This is a genomic window from Flavobacterium aurantiibacter, assembly GCF_002251775.1.
Classification (GTDB): Bacteria; Bacteroidota; Bacteroidia; order Flavobacteriales; family Flavobacteriaceae; genus Flavobacterium; species Flavobacterium aurantiibacter.
The window spans coordinates 36,864-47,651 of record NZ_NOXX01000203.1; the positions used below are offsets into that span (position 1 = coordinate 36,864).

Genomic DNA, 10,788 nt, shown 5'->3' on the forward strand with positions numbered 1-10,788 from the left:
ATCGTGTAACCGAGCAGTTAGGCGGCAAAGTGCTTTCTAATTTTAAATAGCCGAATTCTAAATCCCAGAGTTATGCAATTAAGCAGCGAAGAAGAAGACTACAACCTGTCGTTATCGAAGTTTGAATCGATGCTGAAAACAAACAAAGTTTTGTTTTTCGACAGTGAGGAATTTGAAGACATAGTGCTTCACTACCTCGACATGGGAAAACTCAGCCTGGCTAAAAAAGCGCTGAAATTAGCACTTGAACAACATCCGAAATCCACAGGATTAAAGTTTGTTCAGGTGGAAATGCTCATTTACGACGACAAGCTCGACCAGGCCGAAAAGCTGTTGAACGAGTTGTACGCCATTGAACCTACCAACGAAGAAATATTCATCCAAAAAGCAAGTATTTACAGTAAACGCGACAATCACGACATGGCTGTTGAGATGCTGAAAACTGCTTTAGAATACACCGACGACCTTGCCGATGTGTACAATTTACTCGGTATGGAATATCTTTTTATGGATAATCTGGAACTCGCAAAAGAAAATTTCATCCGTTGTTTGGAAGAAGACATTGAAGACCAAGGTGCTTTGTATAACATTGTGTACTGTTTCGAATTCTTAGATCAGCACGAAGACGCCGTTATTTTCCTGAATTCCTACATCGATAAAAATCCTTACAGCGAAATCGCTTGGCACCAACTCGGTCGGATTCTCTACGGTTTGAAACGCTACGAAGAAGCACTGCGCGCCTTTGATTACGCAACTTTGATCGACGAAGAATTTGTAGGTGCGTATATGGAAAAAGCGAAATCGCTCGAACGCCTAAAACGCTACGATGAAGCCATCGAAGGTTATAAAAAAACACTCGAACTAGACGATGCAACATCGTATGCTCTGTTGCGCATTGGGAAATGCTACGAACGCAAAGGCGATTCGGCTACAGCCTTAAAATACTACAACCGAACGGTACACGAAGATCCGCAACTCGATAAAGCTTGGATTGCCATCACCGATTTGTACCTCAATGCCAAAAATTACCGCAAAGCATTGTATTTCGTAAATAAAGCTTTGGAAATCGATAACGAGAACTTTCGCTACTGGAAACGCTACGCTACCATAAATCGCGCGTTGAATTTCTTCGAAGAAGCTGAAATGGGCTACAGAAAAGCAGTTGAATACGGCGACGACGAATTAGATACTTGGATTTATTGGGTAGATGTACTGCAATTTCTTGGCGAATTCGAAAACTGCGTAGAAGCTTTGCTGCAAGCTAAAGAATTTTATCCTGAAGCTCCGGAAATTTTATACCGTTTAGCTGGTTTGTATTTGAGCTTTGATGAAGAAGAAGTTGGTTTAGAATTGTTGGAAGGCGCCTTGGAGCGCGATGCCGAAATGATCACGCTATTCACCGATTATTACCCAACAGCTTGCACCAACAAACGCGTTCGAAAACTTATTGCCAAATACACTAAAACCGATTTATAAATTGAAAATCATTGGTTTAATTGGTTCGAAACTCGGACACTCATTTTCGCAGTCGTATTTTCAAAACAAGTTCGAACAACTGCAAATAGACGATTGGAAATACCTCAATTTTGAGTTAGCATCGATTTCAGAAATTGAACAACTAAAAGCCGATGAATCGGTTATTGGTTTTAATGTAACGTTTCCTTACAAAAAAGAGATTTTACCGTATTTGAGTACGCTGTCGGATACGGCTAAAAGTGCGCAAGCAGTTAATACTGTTTTTATCGATGCCGACCGGCAATTGCACGGTTTTAATACCGACGTTTTTGGATTTTTAAAAAGTGTAAAAAACTGGACGGGCACTTCCGTGGAAAATGCACTTATTTTAGGAACGGGCGGCGCGGCGCAAGCAGTTCGAACTGCGCTCGACAACTTGGAAATCAACAGCGCTTTTGTGAGTCGTGATCCGCATTTCGATTTGATGTATCATGAAATTACACGCGAAATAGTCGAAAATACACAACTGATCATCAATTGCACACCGCTGGGCACGTTCCCTAATGTTTCCGAAATGCCCGATTTTCCCATCGATTTTTTGAATGAAAATCATTTCGTGTACGATTTGGTGTACAATCCCGAGAAATCACTTTTCCTAACGAAAGCCGAGCAGCAAGGCGCGAAAATCAAAAACGGCCGTGAAATGCTCGAACTTCAAGCCGAAAAATCGTGGCAAATTTGGACAACCCTACTCGCCCAATCTTCGCTGTTGTAACCGATACAAATTAAAAAATCGACAGTAACGCGTTAAATCAGCTATTTTCTTTGTTTTTACTGCTGCCTTTACTACCTTTCGCCCGTAGTAAAAACTGTAAACATTCTTAAAATGTTAGAAGAAAAACACGATAACCTGTCAGCAGCTGAAAACACGACAGAAGGAAATCCGTCAGTAGAAGCAAATACTGAAGAAACGCTGCAAACAGCTGAAAAAGAATCTACTGAAGTAGTTCAAGCAGAACCAGAAGCGGTAGTTGAACACGTAGTCGCGGACGACGCAACAACTCCAGAAGAACCAACTGCGGTTGCTGAAGAAGTTGTGGAACAATCGCTTGCTGCGGAAGCGGAAACAGAAACAGTTGCCGAAGTCGAGCTTGTTGAAGCAGTTGCGGAAACCGCAGTAGAAACCGTTGAACTCAGCGAAGAAGCACTTGCCGACGAGCAACCAATTTTAGACGAACCACAAGTTTTTGCAGCCGACGAGGCCATCACACACATAGAGGAACAAAATGCGATTGCGGCCGAAGAACACGAACGCGAAACCAGCATTGAATTACCTGCAATTGACTACGAAACGCTCGACCTCGACCGACTAAATCAGCATTTAGAGCGTTTGGTAAAAAGCGAACAAGTAGTTGCGATAAAAGAACACGTAGAATTGATTAAATCGGCTTTTCTAAGCAAATTCAATCATTTACTCGACGAAAAGAAACAACAATTTCATGACGATCCTGAAAACGAAGGTCAGGAATTTCAATACCACCATCCGGCGAAAGCCAAATTCGACGAACTGTTTAATGCCTTTCGCGATTTAAGAAACCAACATTTCAAACGCCAGGAAAACATTCTAAAAGCCAACTTAGCTTTGCGTTTGGCGATTGTCGAAGAACTGAAAAACTTGCACAATCCGCAGGAAGACATTAAAGACGTTTTGAAGCACTTCAATGAATTGCGCGATCGTTGGAAAAATGCCGGACCTATTCCGCGCGACAAGTACAACCATGTTTGGAACAGTTATCACTTTCATCTAGAGAAGTTTTACGATATTCTCCACTTGGATCGTGAAGCGCGCGACTTTGATTTCAAACACAATTTAGAACTCAAGCAAAACATCATCAATCGGGTGAAAGTTTTGGTTGAGGAAAAAGACATCAATGCCGCTTTGCGCGAATTGCAAGATTTGCACCGAATTTGGAAAGAAGATATTGGACCCGTTTCTAAAGAACACCGCGAACGCATTTGGAACGAATTCAGCGAATTATCGCGTCAGATTCACAACAAGCGCGAACAATTACAAGAACAAATTCGCGAACGCGAACAAAACAACTTGCGTTTAAAAGAAGCGATTATTCAGCAAATTGAAAGCATTATTGCACATCCTGCATCGAACCACAACGCATGGCAAGAACAAGTAAAACAAGTTGAAGCATTGCGCGAAGAGTTCTTTAAAGTAGGAAAAGTTCCGAGTGAAATTAGCGAGCAAGTTTGGGCTAAGTTTAAAGATATTACGCGCCAATTTAATGTTGGAAAAAACACGTTTTACAAGTCGATTAAACGCGAACAGCAAACCAACATGGATCGCAAACGCGCGTTAGTGGATAAAGCTAACGAATTAAAAGACAGTGATAATTTCAGAGAAACCACCGAGATTCTCAAGCAAATTCAAGAAGAATGGAAAACAATCGGGCACGTTCCGAAGAAATTTTCGGACCAGATTTGGAAAGAGTTTAGAGCGGCGTGCAACCACTATTTTGAGCGTTTGAAGGCGGCGCGTTCGGAAGTAAATCAGGAGGAAACCGAGGCATACGAACGCAAGAAAGCCTTTTTGGAAGACATCAAATCTTTTGAAATGACCGGCGTTCACAAAACCGATTTGGATAATATTAAAGCCAAAATCGAAGAATGGAAAACCTTGGGGAAAGTTGGACCGAACAAACGATACATCGACGGGAAATTCAACAAAGTGCTCGACGGATTGTTTGAGCAATTGAGTTTGAGTAAAAAAGACTCAGAAATGATGCGTTTCAACAACCGTATGGGTCAGCTTACCGAAAGCAACGATTCGCGAAGAATTGATCAGGAACGTATCTTCTTGCAGCGCAAAATTGAGGAAGTTCAGGCGGAAATTAATCAGTTAGAGAATAATATTTTGTTCTTTTCTACAGCGAAGAATGCTAGAAAAGAGAACAGTATGGTTACCGAAGTACGCAAGAGCATTGCACGCCACAAAGAAGAATTGGCCGTTTTGAAAGAAAAACTCAAGCAAGTACGACAGCTGTCTGAAAAGCCAGCCAATTGATTAAAAAGCGCCTCCAAATGGGGCGCTTTTTTACTTTAGAGTTATTTTGAAAAGAGATTGAATTATCCCGTAGCACTTTATTGCAAATCCACCAAATCTGCTTTGAAAATTCGACTACAAATCTATTTTGCTTAAAATGCAAAACGTATCTTTGCCCGATTTTAAAAAACACACGCCATGAAAGCCGGAATCGTAGGATTACCCAACGTTGGAAAGTCAACTTTATTTAACTGTTTATCGAATGCGAAAGCACAAAGTGCAAACTTTCCGTTTTGTACGATCGAACCTAATGTGGGAGTCGTAAACGTTCCGGACCCGAGAATTAACAAACTTGAAGAATTGGTGAAACCCGAACGTGTGGTTATGGCAACAGTTGATATTGTTGATATTGCGGGATTGGTGAAGGGCGCGAGCAAAGGCGAAGGTCTTGGAAATCAATTTCTTGGAAATATACGCGAATGCAACGCCATCATTCATGTCTTGCGCTGTTTTGACAACGACAATATAGTGCATGTGGATGGAAATGTGAATCCGATTCGCGATAAAGAAACGATTGATATTGAATTGCAGCTGAAAGATTTAGAAACCGTTGAAAAGCGTTTGGAAAAGGTAAAACGCGCGGCTAAAACCGGAAATAAAGAAGCACAAGTTGAGGAAGCTTTGTTAAATCGCATTCGCGAAACTTTATTGCAAGGAAAATCGGCGCGTACCGTTTCGGCAAATAACGACGACGAAGCTAAACTTTTAGAAGATTTTCAATTAATTACCACCAAGCCAGTCTTGTACGTGTGTAATGTTGATGAGGGTTCGGCGGTTTCGGGTAACAAATATGTGGAGCAAGTTCGCGAGTTGGTTAAAGAAGAAAATGCCGAAGTTATTGTACTTGCGGTTGCTACAGAAGCCGACATTACTGAATTAGAGACCTACGAAGAACGTCAGATGTTTTTAGAGGATTTAGGTCTGAGTGAGCCCGGCTCGTCGGTATTGATTCGTGCGGCTTACAAATTATTAAAACAACAAACCTATTTTACGGCAGGCGTTAAAGAAGTACGCGCATGGACTATAAACATTGGTGCTACGGCACCACAGGCCGCTGGCGTGATACATTCCGACTTTGAAAAAGGTTTTATTCGTGCTGAGGTTATCGCTTTCGACGATTACGTAACTTATGGTTCGGAGGCTAAGGTAAAAGAAGCGGGTAAATTACGCGTAGAAGGGAAGGAATACATTGTTAAAGATGGCGATGTCATGCACTTCAGATTTAACGTATAAATCTAACAAATACGGCTTTTTTGATTGCGAATTCTTACCGCTTCTGGCGTGGTTTCTGACTAGTTACAATAATTTAACACTAACCGTTAGCCGATTTTCGTTGCTGTAACATTTTATTTGTTATTTTTAACAAAATTTTATGTTATGCGGTTTCTTTGTACTCTTCTGTTGTTATTGGCTTTTCAGGTAAGTGTGGGACAAATTATTGAGTTTGCTAATGACAACTTCAAGCAAAGGCTAATTTTAGCTAGCAGCACAAATGGTATTGCTCGTGACTTCTTGGGCAACTCAATAAAAGTTGACGTAAATAATAACTACGAAATAGAAGTGTCAGAATGTTTGGCAGTTTTTCAATTAGATGTCTATGGGCAGTTCATTGAATCCTTAAGTGGAATCGAACATTTTGCAAATCTTAAAAGATTAGAGTGTGGAAACAATTTACTATCGCATATTTCATTAGACCTGCTAACAAATTTAGAGGAATTGAGATGTAGTTTTAATCAACTTACTTCACTAAATCTGGTAGGGGGCTCTTCTTTACAGCATCTTGTTTGTGAGCATAATAATCTGACAACTTTAGATTTAGCATCGAGTTCAGATCTAAGAACACTGTCTTGTGGTAATAACTTTCTAACTTCTCTTGACATCTCCTCAAATAGTGAATTGAGAATTTTAGAATGCGAAAATAATTCGCTTAGCACTTTAAATGCAACTTTTAGTGACAAACTATCTGACTTGGATTGTAAGAACAATTTATTAACCTCACTATTTATTTCAAATGATTTCACCTCGGGTGGATCTATAGGGTGCCAATACAATCAACTTACAACAATCCAAGTTGAGGGAAGATTTACATCGATTAACTGTAGCTATAATTATTTGACAAGTTTAGATCTTTCAAATTCAAAAATAGGATCAACAACATGCACAAACAATTTGTTGACAAACTACATTTGTGCACAAAATATAGATGATTTAAATTGGCCGCACAGCGCTAATCTGATGAATAATAATATTTCAAATTTTATCGTTAGTAGTCCCATACTACTTTCATTGTATCTAGCGGGTAATCCTTTAACGCAGTTTACAAATTACCCTGATGGAGGGATCGCATATCTTACTATTGATTCCTCAGTCCTAACTGAACTTGATTTAAGTACGATGAGTGGAGTTATCGAATTATACGTAACTGCACCTTTAACAAGTCTTATATTACCAGAAAATCATCCTCTTTCAGTGCATTTGAGTCAAGTTAATTTAAACGAATTCACTCACAAAAAAACTAGTAATGCTGCTTTTGGAGCAAGTTTTAGATTGATTGATGGTAATATCACAAACTTAAATCTAATAGGAAAATTCAAAGATATTCGTATTAAAAACACAAATATTCAAGAATTAGACTTTTCTAACATAACTCATGCTGGAAACGTTGTTAGCGATGTTAATTATTCCATAACAGATAATACATTTCTAGAGGCTATTAATTTCAAAAATAATTTCCTGGATTTACCTAATCAAGGAACGCCGCAATATGGTACTACAGATTTCGTTTTATCCAATAATCCGAATTTAACATATATCTGTTTAGACACCAATGAACTTGCTTTTACACTTCAAAACACCCCAAATATTAACAACTATAGTGTAAATACTTACTGCAGTTACAGCCCCGGTGCGTTTTACGACATTACCACTTTCACCACTCTCGACAGTAATCTAAACGGTTGTGAAGACAGCGATACCGGCTTTCCATGGGTTGAATTCCAAATTAGTACAGCCAATAATTCCGGAACGATTTTTTCCAATAATATCGGGAACTTTTCAATTCCTGTTCAAGCAGGTAATTACACGCTAACTCCTAATTTACCTCATCCTGATTATTTTTCGATAACACCGCCAACGGCTACTGTAACTTTCCCAGGAACCGATTTTACAGTTCATACTGATTTCTGCGTCACTCCTGTCGGTGAACATCACGATTTGGAAGTGACCTTAATACCAACAAACGTTGCCATTCCTGGGTTTGATGCCAACTATAAAATAGTGCTCAAAAACAACGGAAATCAGATCGAATCTGGAACATTAGCACTCACCTATCCCGATAGTTTAATTGATTTAATTTCCACAAATCCAAGCTCAAATTCCGAAACCACGAACGTTATAAATTGGGAGTTTTCGAACTTAGCACCGCTTGCTTCGCGCAGTTACGACATCATTTTTAACTTAAACTCACCTCTTGACACGCCTCCGGTGATTTTGAATGACGTTCTGTATTTTAACGCAAGCGCAAACCTCGAACAAGACGAAACGCCCGAAAACAATACTGCTATTTTAAACCAAACCGTGGTCGATGCTTTTGATCCAAACGACAAAACCTGTTTAGAAGGAGAAATCATCAATCCGGCAATGATTGGCAAATACATTCACTACAAAATTCGTTTCGAAAATTTGGGAACGTATTTTGCTCAAAATGTAATTGTTGAAGATTTTATCGATACAACGAAGTTCGATCTTTCAACTTTAGAACCGATTACTGCCAGTCATAATTTCTTTACGCGAGTTACTGGAAATAAAGTCGAATTCGTTTTCAATAACATCATGTTGCCTTTTGATGATGCGAATAACGATGGTTATGTTGTTTTTAAAATTAAAACCAAAGCCGATTTAGTTCTGGGCGATACCGTAAGCAATACGGCTGGAATTTATTTTAACTATAATCCGCCGGTAATTACAAATACGGCAAGTTCTACATTTACTACACTTAACGTTTCTAATCCGCAAGAATTGGAGGTTATTTCTCTTTATCCAAATCCGACTTCGAATACACTTTACCTAAAAGCCGATTCGTTGCAAATAGATACCGTATCGATTTTTAACATGCTCGGACAAGAAGTTTTGAAGGTAAGTGGAAACAACTTACGAGAAATTAATACCTCAGCACTTACTGCGGGATCGTACATTTTGAGTGCAAAAGCTGCCTCACAGACTGTTAACTTAAAATTTGTAAAGCAATAGATATACGATAAAGAAAGTGAGCGTTTTTTTGCAAAAAACTTAATCTAATTCGGCAAGATTTTTGCCACTATATGGGCATGAAAAAACTCTTATATTTCTTTTTACTGACTAGTGTTTTAAGTTTTGGACAAAGCGCCGACAGTTTATATACAGAAGTCGACACTCGTGTTGCCAATTATCCCAAATCGTTTTCATCGGTTAAAGCTTTCGCTGAACGAATACAAAGCGATTATAAGATACCGGAACTTCAAGCACGAGCCGCATTTACATGGATTTCTAAAAATGTTGCCTACGATTTAAACTTGATGCGAGCAGTAAAGCAAAAAGCTCCGGCTAGCTTTTCTTTTCGTACTGAGGCTGAGAAATTACAAAAGCAACGCGAACGAATTACTGCCGATGCCGTTCAAACATTAAAATCAAAAAGAGGGGTTTGCCAAGGATACAGCAGCTTGTTTTATGAAGTTTGTGATCAGTTGGGCATACCGGTGAAAATGATACCCGGCGCTTCGAAATCGATGTTAACTCATATTGGAAAACTTCCCGAAGACGAAGATCATGTTTGGAACAAGATTTATTTAAACGATAAGTGGGAACTGGTTGACGTAACTTGGGCAGCAGGGATTATAACCGGGGAAAAACCAAAGTTTGAGTTTCGATTTAATCCGGCGTATTTTTGTACGCCAGCGGAATTGTTTGCCTTCACGCATTTTGCTACAGCAGAAGCGGAACGAGAAACAGGAATGACTGCTCAGGAATTTGCTGATTTACCACTGTATTACGGCTCGTATTTGCTCGCGAATTTCGATTTAGAAACGCCAATTACCGCATTTTTAAAACCGCGGGCAAACGATATTCTTTTACGGTTAAATTTTTTACCCGAAAACGCTAAAGTGGGCTTACGCTACTCGATGGGTAACGAATTTATACCACTAGAACTCACTTATTTCGACGATTACGCCACAGTTACGTTGCCACAAACACCCACAGGCGGCTACGCGACTTTGTACATTAACGGTAGATCTGTGGTGAGTTGGCGGATTAAAAATTAACACGTTATTTACTTCAAACCTCTAGTCAAGCTCTGACAAACAAGACAGTTGCCGCTGAAATTATAGTGGAGGAATCCATATTTTGTTCCTTGATAAGTTGGAATAATGAAAACCTACCTATTTAGTTTTGTACAAAACTTTTGTTATTTTTGATGAAGCCAGTACATACCTGTCGAATGCACGTTAATTTAAATCATGAAATTGAAAATATCATTTCAGGAAAGATCGAGGTTAGGCATGGAACAATTATCCAAACAATTGCCAACTACCTTAGAAATTGCAAAAGCTCAAGTAGAATTGATCAAGTCTCAAAGCAAATCAAAGCTGAAGAAGCAACGCATATTGAAAGATTCGTAACTTCTAACGCTCTATGGGTGGAGGTTGATTTATCAACCTATGTTGCCGAAGGAGCCGAACAAAAAGTTTATTTAGAACCACCAAATTTTGTCTTGAAAGCTAATGATGCCATTTATTATAATTCTTGGTTTGAATATCTATTAAACCTCCTGTTACACAATTACTTTTTTGCTGATACTGCATATGAATTACAGGGCTTCCTTAAACACAAACAGATTTTATACGCTGTCGTAAAGCAAAATTTTGTGCAGAGTTCTGAACCCACAGAATTAGATAATGTTAGGACATTTCTTGAACATAACGGTTTCAAAAAAATCAAAAACAACGACTACTTGCACATTGATCTTCAAATTCTCCTAGAAGATCTACACGATGAAAATGTTCTCACGCAGCAAGGCCTCTTATACTTTATTGATACTGTATTTTACACTTCCTTAGACGAAGGCGCTAAATCAAAAATTATCCAAATCTGACCTATTCTATTGCGAGGTATAAATGAATTGCAGTTTCATACTACATCTTCCGCAGCACGGATTGCAGCAGAAAGACTTAACGAAAACGGCT

At 39.1% G+C, this 10,788-nt stretch carries 7 protein-coding genes; all 7 read left to right on the forward strand.

Going from position 1 to position 10,788, the window contains the following annotated elements:
• Positions 1 to 72 precede the first annotated feature (72 nt).
• The 7 genes from CHX27_RS10040 (at position 73) to CHX27_RS10070 (ending at position 10,697) form a co-directional block, all read left to right on the forward strand.
• Entirely contained in the window at positions 73 to 1,476 is a 1,404-nt protein-coding gene (locus tag CHX27_RS10040) for a tetratricopeptide repeat protein (RefSeq protein WP_094486643.1), read from the forward strand.
• A gap of 1 nt (position 1,477) precedes the next feature.
• Entirely contained in the window at positions 1,478 to 2,230 is a 753-nt protein-coding gene (locus tag CHX27_RS10045; protein ID WP_165764496.1) for a shikimate dehydrogenase family protein, read from the forward strand.
• A 111-nt stretch (positions 2,231 to 2,341) separates the two neighbouring features.
• On the forward strand, positions 2,342 to 4,531 hold the full coding sequence (locus tag CHX27_RS10050; protein WP_094486645.1) for a DUF349 domain-containing protein: 2,190 nt from the start codon (positions 2,342 to 2,344) through the stop codon (positions 4,529 to 4,531).
• A 177-nt stretch (positions 4,532 to 4,708) separates the two neighbouring features.
• Positions 4,709 to 5,803, forward strand: coding sequence for a redox-regulated ATPase YchF (gene ychF / locus CHX27_RS10055; protein ID WP_094486646.1), 1,095 nt, complete (start codon positions 4,709 to 4,711; stop codon positions 5,801 to 5,803).
• A gap of 144 nt (positions 5,804 to 5,947) precedes the next feature.
• Positions 5,948 to 8,818 (forward strand): DUF7619 domain-containing protein, encoded by a 2,871-nt coding sequence (locus CHX27_RS10060; RefSeq protein ID WP_094486647.1) that lies wholly within the window; start codon positions 5,948 to 5,950, stop codon positions 8,816 to 8,818.
• A 77-nt stretch (positions 8,819 to 8,895) separates the two neighbouring features.
• Entirely contained in the window at positions 8,896 to 9,867 is a 972-nt protein-coding gene (locus tag CHX27_RS10065) for a transglutaminase domain-containing protein (protein ID WP_165764497.1), read from the forward strand.
• A gap of 152 nt (positions 9,868 to 10,019) precedes the next feature.
• On the forward strand, positions 10,020 to 10,697 hold the full coding sequence (locus CHX27_RS10070) for a putative polyvalent protein kinase domain-containing protein (RefSeq protein ID WP_243388983.1): 678 nt from the start codon (positions 10,020 to 10,022) through the stop codon (positions 10,695 to 10,697).
• Positions 10,698 to 10,788 lie beyond the last annotated feature (91 nt).

Excerpts from the sequence above, each read along its gene's own strand:
- CHX27_RS10070 (WP_243388983.1), top strand. The coding sequence starts at position 10,020 with ATGAAGCCAGTACATACCTGTCGAATGCACGTTAATTTAAATCATGAA.
- ychF (WP_094486646.1), top strand. The coding sequence starts at position 4,709 with ATGAAAGCCGGAATCGTAGGATTACCCAACGTTGGAAAGTCAACTTTA.
- CHX27_RS10040 (WP_094486643.1), top strand. The coding sequence starts at position 73 with ATGCAATTAAGCAGCGAAGAAGAAGACTACAACCTGTCGTTATCGAAG.
- CHX27_RS10060 (WP_094486647.1), top strand. The coding sequence starts at position 5,948 with ATGCGGTTTCTTTGTACTCTTCTGTTGTTATTGGCTTTTCAGGTAAGT.
- CHX27_RS10065 (WP_165764497.1), top strand. The coding sequence starts at position 8,896 with ATGAAAAAACTCTTATATTTCTTTTTACTGACTAGTGTTTTAAGTTTT.
- CHX27_RS10050 (WP_094486645.1), top strand. The coding sequence starts at position 2,342 with ATGTTAGAAGAAAAACACGATAACCTGTCAGCAGCTGAAAACACGACA.